At 70.2% G+C, this 16,987-nt stretch carries 13 protein-coding genes and 4 tRNA genes; 9 read left to right on the top strand and 8 right to left on the bottom strand.

Going from position 1 to position 16,987, the window contains the following annotated elements; all coding sequences use genetic code 11:
- Window positions 1–31: 31 nt before the first annotated feature.
- On the bottom strand, window positions 32–562 hold the full coding sequence (locus ACZ6Z4_RS10850) for a flavoprotein (protein WP_465561345.1): 531 nt from the start codon (window positions 560–562) through the stop codon (window positions 32–34).
- Between the two features lie 249 nt (window positions 563–811).
- Window positions 812–883, bottom strand: a tRNA-Val gene (locus ACZ6Z4_RS10845).
- 120 nt (window positions 884–1,003) lie between these two features.
- On the opposite strand from ACZ6Z4_RS10845, the gene ACZ6Z4_RS10840 reads away from it, so the two are divergent.
- Window positions 1,004–1,564: a CGNR zinc finger domain-containing protein gene (locus ACZ6Z4_RS10840; protein ID WP_363674252.1), complete on the top strand. Its 561-nt coding sequence runs from the start codon at window positions 1,004–1,006 to the stop codon at window positions 1,562–1,564.
- Between the two features lie 84 nt (window positions 1,565–1,648).
- On the opposite strand, the gene ACZ6Z4_RS10835 is transcribed toward ACZ6Z4_RS10840, so the two are convergent.
- A complete protein-coding gene (locus ACZ6Z4_RS10835; RefSeq protein WP_465561341.1) occupies window positions 1,649–2,473 on the bottom strand; it encodes an aminotransferase class IV in 825 nt (274 codons plus the stop codon).
- Between the two features lie 190 nt (window positions 2,474–2,663).
- On the opposite strand from ACZ6Z4_RS10835, the gene ACZ6Z4_RS10830 reads away from it, so the two are divergent.
- The 4 genes from ACZ6Z4_RS10830 to ACZ6Z4_RS10815 all read left to right on the top strand — a co-directional run bounded on the left by ACZ6Z4_RS10830 (window position 2,664) and on the right by ACZ6Z4_RS10815 (window position 6,732).
- Window positions 2,664–2,736 (top strand) — tRNA-Gly (locus tag ACZ6Z4_RS10830).
- A gap of 35 nt (window positions 2,737–2,771) precedes the next feature.
- Window positions 2,772–2,842, top strand: a tRNA-Cys gene (locus tag ACZ6Z4_RS10825).
- Window positions 2,843–2,860: 18 nt separating this feature from the next.
- Window positions 2,861–2,932, top strand: a tRNA-Val gene (locus tag ACZ6Z4_RS10820).
- Between the two features lie 1,046 nt (window positions 2,933–3,978).
- Window positions 3,979–6,732 carry a type 1 periplasmic-binding domain-containing protein gene (locus ACZ6Z4_RS10815; protein WP_465561337.1) on the top strand — a complete coding sequence of 918 codons (2,754 nt, stop codon included), beginning with the start codon at window positions 3,979–3,981 and terminating at the stop codon, window positions 6,730–6,732.
- Here the strand turns inward: ACZ6Z4_RS10815 and ACZ6Z4_RS10810 are convergent.
- Together ACZ6Z4_RS10810 and ACZ6Z4_RS10805 are read right to left on the bottom strand one after the other, a co-directional pair.
- Window positions 6,726–8,210 carry an ArnT family glycosyltransferase gene (locus tag ACZ6Z4_RS10810; RefSeq protein WP_465561334.1) on the bottom strand — a complete coding sequence of 495 codons (1,485 nt, stop codon included), beginning with the start codon at window positions 8,208–8,210 and terminating at the stop codon, window positions 6,726–6,728. The genes ACZ6Z4_RS10815 and ACZ6Z4_RS10810 overlap by 7 nt on opposite strands.
- Window positions 8,211–8,242: 32 nt before the next feature.
- Entirely contained in the window at window positions 8,243–9,046 is an 804-nt protein-coding gene (locus ACZ6Z4_RS10805; RefSeq protein ID WP_465561331.1) for an SDR family NAD(P)-dependent oxidoreductase, read from the bottom strand.
- 115 nt (window positions 9,047–9,161) lie between these two features.
- On the opposite strand from ACZ6Z4_RS10805, the gene ACZ6Z4_RS10800 reads away from it, so the two are divergent.
- From ACZ6Z4_RS10800 to ACZ6Z4_RS10785, 4 genes are all read left to right on the top strand, one after another.
- On the top strand, window positions 9,162–10,313 hold the full coding sequence (locus ACZ6Z4_RS10800; RefSeq protein ID WP_465561328.1) for a GntR family transcriptional regulator: 1,152 nt from the start codon (window positions 9,162–9,164) through the stop codon (window positions 10,311–10,313).
- 46 nt (window positions 10,314–10,359) lie between these two features.
- Entirely contained in the window at window positions 10,360–11,964 is a 1,605-nt protein-coding gene (locus ACZ6Z4_RS10795) for a sensor histidine kinase (protein WP_465561325.1), read from the top strand.
- Window positions 11,961–12,623, top strand: a complete 663-nt coding sequence (locus ACZ6Z4_RS10790; protein ID WP_465561322.1) for a response regulator — start codon at window positions 11,961–11,963, stop codon at window positions 12,621–12,623. The genes ACZ6Z4_RS10795 and ACZ6Z4_RS10790 overlap by 4 nt, the downstream gene beginning before the upstream one ends.
- 195 nt (window positions 12,624–12,818) lie before the next feature.
- Entirely contained in the window at window positions 12,819–14,336 is a 1,518-nt protein-coding gene (locus tag ACZ6Z4_RS10785) for a MinD/ParA family ATP-binding protein (RefSeq protein WP_465561319.1), read from the top strand.
- Window positions 14,337–14,394: 58 nt separating this feature from the next.
- Here ACZ6Z4_RS10785 and ACZ6Z4_RS10780 read toward each other — a convergent pair whose 3' ends face one another.
- Genes ACZ6Z4_RS10780 through ACZ6Z4_RS10770 form a run of 3 tightly spaced genes read right to left on the bottom strand, consistent with a single transcriptional unit; the run spans window position 14,395 to window position 16,768 of the window.
- Window positions 14,395–15,201 (bottom strand): ABC transporter permease, encoded by an 807-nt coding sequence (locus tag ACZ6Z4_RS10780; protein ID WP_465561315.1) that lies wholly within the window; start codon window positions 15,199–15,201, stop codon window positions 14,395–14,397.
- Window positions 15,198–15,854, bottom strand: a complete 657-nt coding sequence (locus tag ACZ6Z4_RS10775; protein ID WP_465561312.1) for a DedA family protein — start codon at window positions 15,852–15,854, stop codon at window positions 15,198–15,200. The genes ACZ6Z4_RS10780 and ACZ6Z4_RS10775 overlap by 4 nt, the downstream gene beginning before the upstream one ends.
- The gene (locus tag ACZ6Z4_RS10770) at window positions 15,854–16,768 is read right to left on the bottom strand and encodes an ATP-binding cassette domain-containing protein (RefSeq protein ID WP_465561308.1); all 915 of its coding nucleotides are present in this window, start codon (window positions 16,766–16,768) and stop codon (window positions 15,854–15,856) included. Before ACZ6Z4_RS10770 ends, ACZ6Z4_RS10775 begins: the two co-directional genes overlap by 1 nt.
- Window positions 16,769–16,987: the final 219 nt, after the last annotated feature.

Here is a 16,987-nt window from a genome sequence, read left to right as displayed (position 1 = left end):
CTCCGTGCCCGCGTGTGGATCCGTCAGGTCGTCAAGCGATGCGCTGAATTGCCCAGGCCCATTCGAACTGACGAGCTACCTGCTCGCCGGTTCCGGATGCGACTGGTTCCACAGACGCTGCTCCTCCGTCATGAGGGTCAATTAGCGGTACTCCCGCGTATCGCAATACGGCCATAGACGCGAGCCAAGCCGGATGACCCGCCAGATCGTGCTTGGCGAACGGAACAGCCACAGTTGGCGTTCGTGAGCCCAGGGCCGCGCAGAGTGTGGTTAGCGGGTAGGTCGTCGCGTTGCCATTGGCCCACGCATTGAGAGTGTTGAACGTCATGGGGGCGACTATCATTGCCTCGGCCAGCGGGATGCGCTTCGGTTCGTCGGGCTTGCGGTTGCCTGTGATGAGGGGGACCCCCTCTAGATCCTGGCCCGCAAGCCAGGACATGGCCGCATCGGTGGGGATGACGTACGGCTCCCAGTCATTAGCTCGGGCGAACTCGACGCCGTCTGTGGTGCGGGAGGCGAGCGGTGCGCCACAGACGACGATGTAGAGGGTTTTGTTAGTCACGCGAGGACTCCTGCGCGGGTTGCGACGGCGGTTAGGGCCGGGGTGGGTTTGTGGGAGCGCTTGAGGAGTTCGCGGACCAACTCGCGGGCGATCGACGACGCTGATGATCTACACGCACGTGCAGGGAGGCTCTCAGGAGAGGGTCCTAGGCGCTCTCGCTGCCTTTTCGCTGCCCGAAGTGGACTGAAACGAGAAGAGCGGGGACCTGGCTTCCGCCGGGTTCCCGCTCTGACCTGCGTGTTCTTGACGTGGGCGATACTGGGTTCGAACCAGTGACCTCTTCGGTGTGAACGAAGCGCGCTACCACTGCGCCAATCGCCCGTCGGTTTGTGTTGCTGGTGTTGCTCGGGAGAAACCATAGCGCATGGAACGGCGACGTACGAAACCGGCCGGGCTACTCTTGCTGCAGGACGGAGACCCCGTCGCGTTGGAGACGTGATTGTGACTTTCTCGCACGACACCGAGCACGCGCTCGGCACGCTGGTCCGGCTGGTGAACACGCTGCCCGGGCCGAACAGCCAGGTCGACACGATGGACTCGCTCGAGGATCTGGAGAAGTTCGTCCAGGAGCGTGAGTTCAGCGCGGTCGGGACGCTCACCGAGACGGACCTGCAGGAGGTCCGGGATCTGCGGCCGTTGTTCTCGCCGGTGTTCACGACCGGTTCGGACGCGGAGGCGGCGGCGATGATCAACGCGATCGTCGCGCGCGGTACGACGACGCCGCGGCTGACCAACCACGACGGTCACCCGTGGCACATCCACTACTCGCGCGACGGCGCGTCGCTGACCTGCCGGATCACGGTCGAGTGCGGGATCGCGCTCGCCCAGGTGATCTCGGCCGGTGAACGCGAACGGCTCCGCCGCTGCGAGGCGCCGGACTGCGACGACGCGTTGATCGACCTGTCGCGGAACCGGTCGAAGCGGTACTGCGACGCGCGCACCTGCGGCAACCGCCTGCACGTCGCCGCGTACCGGGAACGCCGCAAGGCGTCGGGGGAGTAGCAGCTCCTCGTACGACGTACGCGACGAAGCCGCGCCGGTGCTGACACCGGCGCGGCTTCTCGTTCCGCCTGTACGGCGATCGGCCTACGGGTCGACGTCCTCCGCCGAGCGCTCGGCGAACACCTTCGCGACCGCGGCAGTGACCTCGCCCGGCGCGGCCAGGTCGCGCTCGTCGGCGCGGTGGATCGCCTGCACGTCGCGGGTCGTGGAGGTGAGGAAGATCTCGTCCGCCTCGGCCAGCTTCGCGAGCGGTAGGTCGCGCTCGACCGCGCCGAACCATGCGATCACCAGCCCGCGGGTGACACCGGCCAGCGCACCCGACTCGAGCGTCGGCGTGACGAGCTCGCCGTCGTACACGCAGAAGATGTTCGAACCGGTGCCCTCGCACAGATCGCCGACGGTGTTCGCGAAGATCGCCTCGCTGGCGCCGCGCTCCTTCGCGTAGGCGAGGGCGCGGACGTTCTCGGCGTACGACGTGGTCTTCAGCCCGGCGACCGCGCTCCGCTCGTTGCGGACCCACGGGACCGTGACGATCGCCGAGGTCGGCGCCGGCGCGGTGATCGCCTGCGAGGCGACGACGAGCGTCGGGCCGGTCGTGCCGCGATCCGACGACAGCGGCGAGACGCCGCCGGTGTAGGTGATCCGCAGCCGGCCGAACGCGATGTCCGGGTCGGCCTTCACCACGGTCGCGATCGCGTCCTCGACCTGGGCGACATCCGGCGACGGCAGCCCCAGCCCGGTCGCGGAGCGGACCAGCCGCTCCAGATGCTTGGTCACCGCGAACGGCTGCCCGTCGACGATCTTCAGCGTCTCGAAGACACCGTCACCCGTGGTCAGCCCGTGATCCAGCACCGACAACCCCGACGACGCCGGGTCCGGCAGTACGGCCCCGTTGAGCCAGACGATCATTCCTGCTCCTTCCAACGGCCCACACAGTAGCTCTCGGTACGTCGATTCGTCTTACACCGTTGGGATTTCGGCGTGACCGGCGTGATCAAGCGGTGAACGCAGGGTGACGAAGGGGTACCCCGATTTTTGTTCTCCCGCCTGGATGGGCTACTGTTCTTCTCGCGCCGGGGAACGAAAAACCGGTCGCAACGCGGACGTAGCTCAGTTGGTAGAGCGCAACCTTGCCAAGGTTGAGGTCGCCGGTTCGAACCCGGTCGTCCGCTCGGAGAGGGTATCCGGCAGGCCAGCTTTCTCACCTGGTGGAGTGGCCGAGAGGCGAGGCAACGGCCTGCAAAGCCGTGTACACGGGTTCGAATCCCGTCTCCACCTCTGAACAACTCAACACCTGGACGATTGGCGCAGCGGTAGCGCGCTTCCCTGACACGGAAGAGGTCACTGGTTCGATCCCAGTATCGTCCACACAGTCGATAGGCGATCTGTGTCCGCGGAAAGCGCGGACCAGGTCGCCTGTGTCATTTGGTGCGGCTGCGCTTCGCTTGCCGCGAGCGGGGGCTTCGCCACCCGCACCCCCTGCGCCTTCGCTTCGCTCGGCGGTGCCTGGCTGAGGCCGCCTTCCGGGTAAGCCTTCGCTTCGCTCGGCGGTGCCTGGCTGAGGGTGCCTGCAGGGTTGCGCCTTCGCTTCGCTCGGCGGTGCCTGGCTGAGGTGGTCTGCCGGCGCCTTCGCTTTGCTCGGCGCGGCGGTCGACCTCCGGAGCAACCCACCCGCGAGCTCCCGGTCCGCAAGACCTCGCTGTCGCGGGCAACCTGACCACGGCGCCGACCCCGGCGAGAACTCCCGGCCGGTAGGGCCTCAGCCACAGGCAGCCTTGTCGGCCGCATCAGCACCTCAGCACACCAGCGGGTGTAGGGCGGGACGCAGCGGACAGATCGACGTGGCACGGGCGCCGCGGGCGCGCTGCCACGGGACACGCGCTGCCGCAGGGCCTGCGGGCGGTGCCACGCGGCATGCGGGTTGTGGTGCACTCGGGGCGTCGAGGACCGTGCGTCGGCACGCCGTCTGGTGGCGGGGCTCGTGTGGCGGGGCGGGTTGTGGGGCGTCGGCCGTGGGCGGCTCTGGCCTGTTGTGAGGCGTGGGGCGTCGGTGGCTCGGGACCGCGGGTTAAGGTGCGCACCCCGCTCGGGCGGGCCCACCCCGCTCGGGCGGGCCCACCCCGCTCGAACTCCCGGCCGGTGCGGCCTCAGCCACAAGCGGCCGTGTCGGCCGCATCAGTACTGCAGAACCCCAGCAGGTGTACGCCGGGAAGCAGGCGACAGACCGGCGGCGGCACGGGCGCCTCGGGTGCGCAGTTGCGCGGCGTGAACTGCGACGCCGACGAGGACCTCTGCGGGGTCGGAACACGCGCAAGCCGTCGCCCCGTGGGACTTTGCACCAACAAATCGCGTTCTATCCGGTAACTCCCCGGGCAGGATAGGTTTCGCGCGGTGATCAGTGAGGGTTGCCGCGGATGACTTCTGGGGGGCATGTGCCGGGCGCTGCTGGGGGCGGGTTCGAGGGGTTCGAGGCGCTGGTTGAGCTGGTGCGGTTGCGGTATCGGCGGTGGCGGAAGTGGTTGGGGCGGGAGGACACGCCGCCGATGTTGGCTTGTGTGCAGCCGACGTTGCATCAGCGGCCGGGGTTGCTGGCCGGGATCGGGGAGCAGTTGCGGCCGCGGGATCGGCGGCAGAAGCCGGTGCCGTTCGGGTATGTCGATCTGGGGTCGCACCGGACGTCGCGGTCGGATGCGGATCATGATCTGGCGCCGATCGACGTGGATGACGTCGAGCAGCTGCGTACGTTGCTGGCGGCGGTCACCGGGCAGTTGGGGACGGGGAACGGCGGGGGCTACAAGTTCCGGCGGTTCTTTCTCGTCAACTGGTTGATGAAGATCGAGGTGCCGGTGCCTGAAGGTGGGCCGCCGGCGATCAGTGGGAGTATGTTTCGGCGGACGCTCGCGACCGCGGGGGATGACGGCGCGGCAGCTGCTCGGTACGCCGTGGAGAGTCTGCCGCGGTTCGTCGCGGCGGGGCTGCTGTTCGTGGTGATGGGGTTCTTGCGGGTCCTGCACAGCGGCCGGATCCCTGGGCGCTATCGATGGTTTCGCAATCAGGACTTCCTGCCACGCGGCGACGACAGCTTCGCCGAGCTCGCGTACCGGATCACCGCGCATCAGTGGCGCTCGCAGGATCCGGGGCAGATCGCGCGGCTGCTCGTCGGCGCGTTCCTGCAGGATCTCCGGGAGGCTTACCCTCGCCGCGGTCTGCTTCGCAGGTACCGGACGACCTTCCCGATCGTGCTGCTCGACGGGATCACGCGCGACAACGGCGGCTACCCGCTGATCCGGACCGTCGCCGACGTACGGAACGCGACGCGCACATTCGACCCGCTGCTCCTGATCACCTCCAGCCGCCTGGTGCCGCCGTTGGCGGAGCCGCCGGCCGAGGACTCGTCGCTGGAGAGCAAGACCCCGGCGGAGCTGGTGCAGGGGTGGAACGAGCGGATCGAGGCGTTGAGCCGGCGGCGGGAGATCGTTGCCTGGATCATCCCGATCACCGTGCACGCGCGGGACGAGAACGAGCCGGCGGGGCCGCCGGCGCGGTTCCTGAGCCGGCCGCCGACGCCGTGGCGGCGGACGCGGGTCGCGCGTGGGGTGGCGGCGCTGGTCGCGCTGGCGGTGATCGGCGGCAGTTACACGGCGTACGGCGTGGTCGACGACGAGCGCCGCTGCGGTGACGGGTTCCAGTGGCGGGACGGGACGAGCTGGATCGGGTCGGACCCGATCGCGGACTCGGTCGCGCGCATCGACGGCACCTGCGTCGGCGTCTCCGACGGGTCGAACAGCCTGCTGCTGCCGAGCACGCAGTTCGACGACGTGCGCGGCCTGATCTTCGCCCAGAACGAGAAGGTACGCCGGGTGCACGCCGAGACCGGTCGCCCGCTGATGACGCTGGTGTTCGTCGCGGCCGTGGCCGACCAGGTCGGGATCGACAACGCCCTGGCCGCGCAGCGCGAGCAACTGGCGGGGATGGCCGTCGTCCAAGCCCGCCAGCTCGACCGCAACCGCGACGGCGAGCCGCTGCTCCGCGTGCTGATCGCGAACGCCGGGCCGCAGCTGGGTCACACGAAGTTCGTGGTCGACCGGTTGCGGGTGCTGATGAAGGACGACCCGAGCATCGTCGCCGCGACCGGGCTGCACGAGAGCCGCGAGTCGACGCAGGCGATGGTCAAGGAGCTCGCCTCGGCCGGCATCCCGTCGATCGCGGCGACTCTGACCGCCGACACGATGGTGGACACCTCGCGGCTGTACTTCCAGATCTCGCCGCAGAACCGCCGTGAAGCCGCCGTCGCGGCGGCGTACCTGAACCAGTTGATGGCCTCCGGCAAGGACGCGTTCGGGCACCGGCTCACCCGCCGGGCGCGGCTGTACAAGTCCGCCGACCCGAAGGACACCTACAGCCAGAACCTGGCCACCGACCTCCAGGAGAGCCTCGCGCAGCGCGGAATCGCCGTCACGACGAGCGAGATCCGGCCCGACGGTCAAGGCGCGGGTGGGATGGACGCGGAGGCGGCCGGCCGGGACGCGTGCGACGCCGAGGGCGCGGCCGTCCTGTACGCCGCCCGCGGGCTGGTCGACTTCCAGGCGTTCCTCGACGGCATCACCGATCGATGCCCGAAGCAACCGCCGTACCTGCTGGCGGGGGACGACGTCACCAAGCACGTCGCCGAGCGCGCGGTGAGTGCGGCGAACCGCGCGGTGCCGTACCAGTACCTGTCGCTCGCGATCGCGCCCGAGCTCGGGGGAGCGGCCTCACCCGCGGCGGCGAACTTCTACCAACGGCTGAAGGAGCTGTTCGACTACGAGGGCGACCCGGAGCGGTCGCGCACGCTCGACGGGCACGCCGCATTGAGCTTCGACGCCGGGTACAGCGCGGTCCTGGCGGTCCGGTTCCTGGCCGAGAACAACATCGCGATCAGCAGCGCGACGCTGTGGCCGGCGTTGCTGTCGATCACCGACCACGCGGGTCAGCAGCGCCGGTACGAGGGCGTCACCGGCACGATCGACTTCGGCGGGCGGATCGACCAGCGGGTGCCGGTCAACAAACCGGTCTACATCGTCACCTTCAAGGACGGCCGGGCGACGGCGAAGGACAACCTGGTCTGCGGTGCCCCCGCCGGTCGCGAGAGCACCCTGACCCGGCCGTGGTGCCCGATCGATCAGTAGAAGCGGCGCAGGTCCGGCCAGAGCTGCGACCACGGCTTGGCCGGGCCGGTGCAGACGAGAACGTAGGCGCCTTGTTCCTCGTTGTCGACGTCGTGGCCGTTGTCGACGCGGGCGGCCTCGGTGCAGGTGCCGAAGTGCGACTCGTACTGCGGGGCGCGTTCCTGGGTCACGACGACGACCGGGCCGTCGTGGTCGTCGGTCGGCGCGGGCCAGTCGGCGTAGCTCATGTGGCCCGAGTACGCCGTGGGCAGGTCCGTCCCGTACTTGGCGAGGGCGCCGGCTTCGCCGTAGTTGGACGCGAAGATGACGGCTCGGGCGCGATCGTCGGCGGGGAGTTGCTGCCAGACGGTCGTGACGGCGCTGGTGAGCTCGGGCCAGCCGATCTGCTCGCCCTGCTCGGCGTTCACCGGGAGAACGAGGTTGACGGCCGACTCGGGGAGCACCGGCAGGGTGAACGCGGCGGAGGTGATCGCGGTGAGGAGGGCTGCCGCGGCGAAGACCGTACGGCGTACTGCCTGGCGGCCGCGGTGAAGCCAGTCGAGCGACGGTTGGGTGCCTGCGGCAACCAGGACCAGGAGAAGCGGTAGCGCGTAGTACGACTTGCCGCCGGTCGCGAGGACGATGACGCACAAGATCGGGTAGGAGAGCGCGACCGGGCGCGACCAGCGCAGCGCGGGCGCGCGCCAGAGGCGCAGGAAGCCCGCGATCCAGACGGGGACGAGGAACGGGGAGAGCTGCGCGATCTGGAGCGGGATGAACATGATCCGGTTCTCGGTGCCGTCGTCCTCGCTGATGCCGCCGGCGACGGTGAGCTGCGGCCAGTCGTTCGCGGCCTGCCAGATCAGGTTGGGGGCAGCGATCAGCGCGGCCGCGGCGATGCCCGCGGGGAGGTACCAGGTCTTCAGAACGCTGCGCGGACCGGTGACCAGTACGGCGATCAGCAACGCCGCGAGCGGGAGGACGACGAGGTACTTGTTCTCCAGCGCGACGCCCGTGGTGACGCCGAGCGCGATCCACCAGCGCGGGTCGGCGGTGCGGAGCAGGCGGAGGGCCAGGAAGGCGATCACCATCCAGGCCAGCAGGTCGAAGGTCGCGGTGGAGACCATGTGGCCGGTGCCGAGGACGAAGCCGGACAGCGCCGTACAGACCGCGGCGAAGATCTGAGCGTTGCGCTCTCCCGCGATCTCGCGCGCGATCAGGGCGACGACGACCACGGTCAGTGCCGCGCTGAGTGTCGCGACGACGCGCAGGCCCATCGGGGTGTCGCCGAAGAGCGTGATCGAGATCTTGGCGAGCAGCGGGGTGAGCGGCGGCTGGTCGGTGTAGCCCCAGGCCAGGTGGTCGGCCGCGACGCGGAAGTAGAGCTCGTCGCGGTGGTAGCCGTACCGGCCGGACAGCGCGGTGAGCACGGCGGCGACGGCGAGGGCGATGAGGGTGACGGGGACGGTGGCGAAGGCAGGGACCGACGGGCGCGTCATGCGCGAATGCTGCCAGTCGGCGGGGGCGTCAGCTAGGGCTCGAGCAACTCGGGGGAGCGCTCTCTGTCGAGCAGGACGACGCGGCCGGCGAGGGTCTCGTCTTCGATCAGCCGGACGACTGCGTCGGTGAGGGTTCGGAGGGGGATCAAGGCGGGGCCGCGCTCGGCCGGCGGGAGGGCTTCGCGCTCCGCAATGCCGCGGTCGGTGGCGACCCAGTCGGGGACGACGCAGTTGACGCGGACGCGATGGGTTTCGCGGAGCGGCGCCAGCGTGCTGGTGAAGCGGATCAGCGCGGCCTTCGCGGCGCTGTATTCCGGGGAGACGTGTGGGCCGAGCCCGCGGCCGGCGGTCGAGCCGAGGTTGATGACGGCTCCGCCGCCGGCTTCGCGCATGGGTTCGAGGACGAGCTGGGTGGCGAGCATCGGGGCGCGGAGGTTGAGGTCGAGGGATGCCGACCAGCGGGACGGTTCGGCGTCGGGGAAGCACGGTCGAAGGACGGCTCCGCCGCCGGCGTTGTTGACGAGGATGGCGGGGCGAGTGCGGTCGAGGAGCGCGGTGAGCGCTTGGTCGTCGAGCACGTCGAGATGTTCGTAGCGGGCCGGGCACCTGGCGGCCGAGTCATCGGTCGGTCGGCGACCGGAGCGCTCGCCGCCGGCAGGTCGGTTGATCGCCTCGGCGACCGCATGGTTGATTGCCTCGGCGGCGGCGTGGCCAAGCTCGTCGTCGACGTCGACGAGCGTCACCTCGGCCCCCTCCGCCGCCAGCCGGGCCGCAATCGCTCGGCCGGTGCCGACCGCGGCGCCCGTGACCACAGCTCGTTTCCCGGAGATGTCCATGTGGCCCACCCTCCCCGGCGGCACCGACAGAACTGGTTGGTATGCGACAGGGCACTTGTCTGGAGCGAGGTTGGGTGTTTTGGTATGTCAACCTGCCCGCCGAGAGGAGGTTCGGATGACGCTGCTCTACGAGCAGATCAGCGCGCACGTGCTGGAGGAGATCCGCAGCGGCGTGCTCGGGCCCGGTGACCGGGTCGCGTCCGAGATGGAACTGGCGGCGCAGTTCGAGGTCAGCCGGATCACGTCGAAGCGCGCGCTGGAGGTGCTGCGCGAGGCGGGGCTGATCGAGCGGATCCGCGGGAAGGGCTCCTTCGTCGTTCAGGACCTGCCAGACCTGGAGGGCGTCACGACGCCGCTGCGCGGGCGGATCAGGACCAGGCCGGCGCGCAAGCGCCCGGGGACGATCGGGCTCGTCGTACCGGACGTGTCGGAGGCGTACGGCCTGGAACTGCTGCGCGCGATCGAGGAGCGCTGCGCCGATCACGGTGTCCACCTCCTCGTACGCCGTACGCGCGGCCGCCAGCCCGACGAGGAGAAGGCCGTCGACGCGTTCGTCGCGTCCGGCGAGGTGGACGGGATGATCGTGTTCCCGGTGCACGGCGACTACTACAACGCGAGCCTGCTCCGGCAGGTGCTCGACGGCTACCCGATCGTGCTCGTCGACCGGCACCTGTCCGGCATCCCGGTGGCGGCGGTGCACACCGACAACGTCGCGGCGGCGCGGGCGCTGACCGAGCGGCTGCTCGAACGCGGGCACCGGGAGATCGCGTTCGTCTCGCCGCCGCCGCTGAACACGTCGAGCATCGAGGAGCGGCTGAAGGGGTTCCGCGCGGCCTTCGGAGAGCGCTCCCCGAGCGATCTCCGGGCGCACCAGCTCACGACCCTGCGGGCGACGTTGCCGGGATCGTTCACGCCGGAGAGCGTGGACGCGGACGTCGCGACGATCCGCGCGTTCCACGCGGAGTCGCCCGAGGTCACGGCGTACGTCGCGTGCGAGTACAACCTGGCGCGGATGCTCGACCGGGCGCTCGCGTCTTCGGGATCTGCGTCGCGACCGGTCTCGGGCGGCAGCCGCTCAGCGCCGGTGATCGCCTGCTTCGACTCCCCAGGCGACCCGATCTCCGGTACGCCGTACCTGCATGTGCGCCAGGACCAGGAGGAGATGGGTCGCCAGGCCGTCGACCTCCTCCTGGCGCGGCTGCGCGGCGAGAGCGTGCCGAACCTGTCGCTCGTCCCGTTCCAGCTGGTCGATGCCGACGACAACTGACTTTCGGCAGTACTGCGGTGACGTCGTCGGTGTGTAGCGTCGGAGAGTGACGTGGCGGCGGGCGGGTGACTTCGGGCTGTGGGCCGGCCTGTCGTTCCTGGTGGTCGCAGAGAGCGGTTCCCGGGGCGATCCGTACTGGTTCATGGGCGGCTGCGTCGCGCTGCTGGCCGCCGCGGTGCTGCTCCGGCGGGCCAGGCCGCTGATCGCGCTCTCCGCGGTGATCTTGCCTGAGGCGGTGATCATCGGCGGTGCGACCATGAACGCGACGCTCGGGACACCGGTCGCGCTGGTCCCGGCGATCTCGGTGCTCGCGTATCTGGCCGGGCGGCGCGAGACGCAGCTCCGGTCCTTCGTCGCCTTGTCGAGCGCGGCCGTACTGCTGGTGCTTGCGCTGATGTTGGTCCTGGCTCAGGACATGTCGGTGGCCGACTCGGTGCTCAGCTGGCTGGCCGTCGTACTGGGCACGCTCGTGTTCGCCGTGATGCCGTGGCTGATCGGCCGGTACCGCGCGCAGCAGGCGCTGCTGGCGACCGCCGGATGGGAGCGCGCCGAGCGGATCGAGCGCGAGCAGCAGCTCGAGGTCGACCAGGTCCGGCTGCGAGAGCGCTCTCGGATCGCTGAGGACATGCACGACTCGGTGGGCCACGAGCTGAGCCTGATCGCGCTGCGCGCCGCCGCGCTCGAGGTCGATGCGGAACTGCCGGAGCGGCACCGGCGGGCCGCGACCGAGCTGCGCGAGGCGGCCGCGACGGCGACCGAGCGGCTCGGCGAGATCATCGGCGTACTGCGGGACGCCGAGGCGCAGGCACCCGTCGTACCGAGCGACGAGTCGGTTGCCGAGCTGGTCGAGCGAGCGGCGGCGTCAGGGCTGGCGGTGCGGCTGGTGCAGGAGGGCGCGGCCGAGGCGTCGCCGATGGTCGATCGGGCGATCCACCGCGTGGTGCAGGAGTCACTGACGAACGCGAGCAAGCATGCGCCGGGCGCCGAGGTGGTTGTGACGCTGACGCGCGGCGAGGACGAGATCGTGGTGAGAGTCGCGGACACGGGTGCGACACAGGCAGCGGAGGTCACGTCGAGCGGGACAGGGCTTGCGGGGCTCGCAGAGCGCGTGCGTCTGGTGGGCGGAACGCTGACAGCGGGACGGTCCGGGGCCGGGTTCGAAGTCGTCGCTCGCGTGCCGCGAGGCGGCGGCCGGCCCGAACCCGTCGTCGCACCCCGAAGCGCCACTGCCGATGAGCTCGACCTCGTACGCCGCCGAGCCCGCCGCGGCCTGGTCACCGCGCTCCTCGTCCCCGCCGGACTCGCGGCCGCGATCGGCGTCATTGCCCTCGGCTACTACCTGGTGACCGGCTTCAACTCCGTCCTCCCGCCCACGCAGTACGACGCCCTCCGGATCGGCCAGAGCCGCGCCGACGTCGACCCCGTGCTCCCCAAGATGCAGATGCTCGACCCGCCACGGCAGCGCGCGACCGAGCCCGACGGCTGGAACTGCCACTACTACCGCCCCGACGGCCCGTTCTCGATCACCTACGCCTATCAACTCTGCTTCCACGACAACGTTCTGGTGTCCAAGGCGATCGTCCAGACCGGATCGATCGCGCCGACACCGGAGACCACCACCGGTCCCGAACCGGAAGAAGGATCCCGATGATCAGGGTGCTGCTGGCCGACGACGAGGCGATGGTCCGGGCCGGGGTCCGGGCGATCCTTGCCTCCGACGACCGGATCGACGTGGTCGCCGAGGCCGGCGACGGGGCCGAGGCGGTCGAGCTGGTGCAGAAGCACCGGCCCGACGTCGCGGTGCTCGACATCCGGATGCCGCGGATGGACGGGCTCGCGGCCGGCGCGGAGATCCGCAGGACGACGCCGGAGACGGCGGTGGTGATGCTGACGACGTTCTCCGAGGACGCCTACATCGCGAAGGCGCTCGGCGACGGCGCGAGCGGGTTCCTGCTGAAGTCGGGGGACCCGCGCGAGCTGATCGCCGGACTGAAGGCGGTCGCGGACGGTGCGGCGTACCTGTCGCCGAAGATCGCGCACCGGGTGATCGCCGAGCTCGGTGCCGGCAGTGGAGGCGGCCGGATGGCCCGGGCTGCTGAGGCGAAGGAGCAGATCGGCGTACTGAGTCCACGTGAACGCGAGGTGCTAGCGCTGGTCGGTGCCGGGCTGTCCAACGCCGAGATCGCTGCCCGGCTGTATCTCGTCGAGGGCACCGTGAAGGCGTACGTGAGCGCCGTACTGACCCGGCTGGACGTGAAGAATCGTGTCCAGGCAGCGATCATCGCCTACGAAGCGGGCCTGGTGAACTGACCTCGTTGTTGGCTGACGCCGCAATGGGTACTGGCGTCGCGTGGCCAGAAGGGGCCGCCGACGCTCCGGCGGGTGACACCCGATGGACACTTGGTCATGGGATAGTGGGACTTCCCGGCGGGACCGTTGCCCGGGAGGACCAGCAGAGCCGGGGCGGCGGCACCGCCTCGTTGAGAGAATCAGGGGACCCAGGTCGTGACCGACTCGCACAACTCCGGACAGCACAAGGACCGGGAAGCGGCGGCGGCCGAGGTCCGGAGGATGTGGCAGCCGACGCCGTCCTGGAGCCAGCCGGACCCCGGCGCCCAGGCCGAGCCCGAGGCGACCGAGCCCGCCGAGGAGAACCAGGACGCCCTGGCTCAGGAGTTCCCCGGCGACTCGTGGTCCAAGCCGAGCCAGCCGGGCCAGGCGACGCCGTACAGCAGCCAGCCGGAGGCCGGTACGCCGAGCAGCGCCGGTGGTGGTGCTGATGCGCAGAGCGCCGGTACGACGGGCGCCCACCGCGCGAGCACACCCGAGCCCGAGACGAACCCGTGGGGCTCCAGCAAGGCGAGCAGCGGCGAGGCCAGCTCGTGGAGCATCGCCAACCCGGGCTCCGCGAGTGGTGCTCCCACCGGAGCTCCGGCCGCGACGCCTGCGGCAGCAGGTCCGCCCCCTGCCGACCCGTGGACCCAGCCGGCCGAGCAGCCCGAACAGCAGGCGCCGCAGCTGTCTCCCACCGCCCAGCAGTTCTTCCCGCAGGGCATCCCGAACCAGCACCCGCCGCAGCCCCAGCGCGAGGTGTCGTATCGCGCCGAAGAGCTGATGCAGGCGCTGCCGCTGCCGCGCGAGGCTCCGGCCGAGCGTGGTGTCCGGAGCGTGCTGCGGCTGCGTCCGGGCAGCTCCGAGCGGGTGGAGCGGATCGCTCGCGCCACCGCGGCGACGGCGTTCCGGCGTCCGGTGACGATCACCGTGGCCAACCCCAAGGGCGGCTCCGGCAAGACGCCGACCACCCTGCTGCTGGCCGGTGCGCTCGGCCAGGCGCGTGGTGGCGGTGTGGTGGCCTGGGACAACAACGAGCTGCGCGGCAACATGCACCTGCGCACCCACGACACCAACGCCCGCTCCACCGTCACCGACCTGCTGCAGGCGATGCCGATGCTGACCCAGCCGGACGCCCGGCTCGGCGACGTCGCCGCGTACCTGCGGCACCAGGTGGCCGGCCAGTACGACGTACTGACGTCCGCGACCACGACGTACTCGCAGATCGAGGCCAAGGACTTCGACCAGATCCACCGGCTGCTGAGCCGCTTCTACAAGGTGCTGGTGATCGACACCGGCAACAACGAGGGCTCCAGCAACTGGCGCGAGGCGATGAAGGCGTCCGACGCCCTGGTCATCCCGATCAAGTGGAAGAGCCTGTCGTGTGCTGCCGCCGTGCAGATGCTCGAGGAGCTCGACCACCAGGGGCCGGAGGCCCAGCGGCTGATCCGGCGCGCGGTGATCGCCGTCAGCAATGGTCCCGGCGACGTCAACAAGGAGGTCGAGAAGCAGCTGCGCCCGTACTTCGAGTCGCGCGCCGCCGCTGTCGTCGACATCCCGACCGACCCGCACATCGCGGCTGAGGGTGCGCTGGACCACTCGGCGCTGCAGCCTTCCACGCGGCGTGCCGGGCTGGAGCTGGCGGCCAAGGTCGCCGAGCAGATCACGATCGCGCTCAACGTTCCGCGCTGAGTCGCTGAGTCGCTGAAAGGAGGGGGCTTCCGCTGGGAAGCCCCCTCCTTCTGCGTGGTCAGGCGTCGCGCCGCTCCAGCACTCTGAGCCCCAGCGCGAGTCCACCGACCGCCCACACCACCAGTACGCCGAGAGCGGCTGCTGGTGACAGCAGGTCGCTGTTACCGCCGAGGAACGCCTCACCGGCGCCGCCTGGCAGCAGCGCGGCCAGCCATTGCAGCGCGCGGATGCTGCTCTGCCCGAGCATCAGCGGGACGACCATCAGGAGCAGGAACGCCGCTGTCAGCGTGCCGGCGGTGTTGCGGATCAGGAACGCGATGCCGGCTGTGAAGAGCCCGGCGAGCATGGCGTAGACACCGATCTGCAGCAGCTCCGTCACGAGCCTCGACGCGGTCCAGTCGGCCCAGCGGCCGGCTGCGAGGCCAGCGCCGACAGCTGCGACCAGGCCGAGCAGTGCGCCGTACAGGAAGAGCACGGGGGCCAGTACGACGGCCTTGCCGAGGACAACGTTCCGGCGTACGGGCGTCCACTGCACGGTGCTGCGGATGCTGCCGGTCGCGTACTCCGACGTCACCGGGACCATCGCGAACGCCGCGATCACCACCTGCACGATCATCAGCGCACCGACCGCCATCGCCCCGACCTCTGCGGGCGGAGCGGGCAGGCGGTCCGGTGCTGGGTTGTCGCGTTCGAAGGCCGCGCTGAACCCGAGCTGGAGTCCCAGCAGGCCGGTCAGCAGAACGGCGCCGACCATGTTCAACCAGGTCGAGCGGACCGACCAGAGCTTCGTCCACTCCGACGCCACCGCGCCGCGCAGGCCGCCGGACGTCGACGTGTGGTGGACGGTGATGGTTGCCGTACTCATCGTTCTCCTACGGTGGTGAGCTCGACCTCGACCTGAGGTTCAGGGGTTTTGCGGGCTTGACGCTTGCGGCGCTGGTGCCGGACGACCTCGACCAGCAGCGTGACGGCCATCGCCAGTCCGATGCCGAGCAGCACGCCCTTCAGCGGGTTGTCCTCGAAGGCCTTGCCGCCGATGTAGCCGACCAGCGAGCAGTAGACGCCCCAGCTGATCGCTGCGAGTCCGGCGAAGAGCGAGAACTTGCGGGCGGGGTAGCGGACGGCTCCCATGGTCAGCGTGACAGCGGTGCGGCCGCCGGGGATGTAGCGGGCGACCACGAGCACCAGTCCGCCGCGTTCGGCGAGTGCTGTGCGTGCCCACTGGGTCATGGCGTGCCGCTTGGTTCCTGGCTTGGTCCTGTCGATCAGCCGGCCTCCTGCGCCCCGGCCGAGGAAGTAGGACACGTGGTCGCCGAGGAAGGCTCCTGCTGCGGCGATGACGATCACGCCGTACAGGTTGGGCTCGCCGGTGGCCGCGAAGACGCCTGCGGTGACGACCAGTGTCTCGCTGGGGATCGCCGGGAAGAACCCGTCGAGCGCTGCGAAGCCGAAGAGGGCCAGGTAGATCCACCAGGAGGACATCAGCTCCTCGGTGAAGTGCAGGATTGCGTCGGTCATCAGGCCACCGCCACGCCGTACTGCACGCTGTCGGCAGTCAGCTCCATGTAGGCCTCTTCCAGCGAGGCCTGCTTCGTGGACAGCTCGTGCACCCGTACGCCGAGCTCGTAGGCGAGGTCACCGACCCGCTCCACCGGTACGCCGGTCACGACGAGCTGGTCGGCCCTGGACTCGACCTGCTCGGCCTCGGCGGTCAGCCGGTCGCGCAGGGCCGCTCTGGCGTTCGCGTCCGGGACTGTGACGTGCACGGAGGTCCGCGACGACCCGGCGATGACCTGGTCGATCGGTGCGTCGGCGATCAGCCTGCCGCGGCCGATCACCACCAGTTGGTCCGCGGTCAGCTGCATCTCGCTCATCAGGTGGCTGGACACGAACACGGTCCGGCCCTCCGCCGCGAGCGAGCGCATCAGCTGGCGGACCCAGCGCACGCCGTCCGGGTCGAGGCCGTTGACCGGCTCGTCGAACATCAGGATCTCCGGGTCGCCGAGCAGCGCGCCGGCGATCCCGAGCCGCTGGCCCATGCCGAGTGAGAACTGGCCGGCGTGCTTGCCGCCGACCTCGTCGACGCCGACGATCCGCAGCACCTCATCGACCCGGCTGACCGGTACGTCGTTGCTGCGGGCCATCGCGACCAGGTGGTTGCGGGCGCTGCGGCGCGGGTGCAGCGCCTTCGCGTCCAGCAGGGCGCCGACCTTGGCCAGCGGGACCGGCCAGTCGGCGTACGGGCGGCCGTCGACCAGCGCCTGGCCCGCGGTCGGGCGGTCGAGGCCGAGGATCATCCGCATCGTGGTGGACTTGCCGGCGCCGTTCGGACCGAGGAAGCCGGTCACCCGGCCCGGCGAGATGGTCAGGTCGAGCGCGTCGACGGCGGTCGTTCCGCCGTAGCGCTTGGTGAGTCCTGCGAGGGTGATCACGGCTGCCCTTCCGGTTCCTGGAGTGTGCTTCGAACCTAGAAATCCGGAAGGGTCCGGCACATCGGACCAACGGCTGGACGGACCCCCGACTTTCGTCAGGTCGGGGCTACGACCGGGGGACCGCGGCCTGGCCTGTGGATGGCGTGTCAGGGCCTGCGGCGGAAGTGGATACCATCACTGCGTGACCGGCAGCTGGGCCGATCACGTAGACCCGAGGAG

Source organism: Kribbella sp. NPDC104740 (assembly GCF_055583505.1).
Note: the sequence above shows the minus strand (reverse complement) of the source record. Positions and strands in the feature narration are given on the sequence as shown.